This window comes from thiotrophic endosymbiont of Bathymodiolus puteoserpentis (Logatchev) (genome assembly GCF_900127505.1).
Taxonomy (GTDB): domain Bacteria; phylum Pseudomonadota; class Gammaproteobacteria; order PS1; family Pseudothioglobaceae; genus Thiodubiliella.
The window spans coordinates 16,496-16,956 of sequence record NZ_UEXF01000059.1 but is presented as its reverse complement, the minus strand read 5'-3'; positions in this window follow the sequence as shown (position 1 = coordinate 16,956).

The following is a 461-nucleotide window of genomic DNA, read 5'->3' as shown; positions in this document are numbered from 1 at the left end:
TATCGAATAATTTGTGCTAATCTTATCAACTTGGGAATATTGTCTGTATTTTTATGGATGCAAGACTTGAATGGGGGTAATTATCAGAAGTCTACTTTCTACCCACTTGGCAGAAGTCTACTTTCCACCCACTTGGCGATTTTTCCAGTGACACTCGGCAACTCTTAGAAGAGAAAACCCAGCCTTAGTCCCGCTAGGACAAAGTTTAAATAAATCCCCAATTGGGCAAACATTGAATTTTGCCAATCTTCTCTATCTCTATTTTATGCAAAGGTCTCATGGTGTTTTTAAAGATTTAGACTTACCGAGATTTGAATTTTTTTATTTTAAAAACGCAGTTGAAAGTATCATGGTATCATGATAGTTAATCTAATTTAAATCAATATTGAGGAAACCAACCATGCAAACAAAAAATAGTCAAACTAAAACACAAAAAGCCGTTAATCAACCTAAGCAAGAAA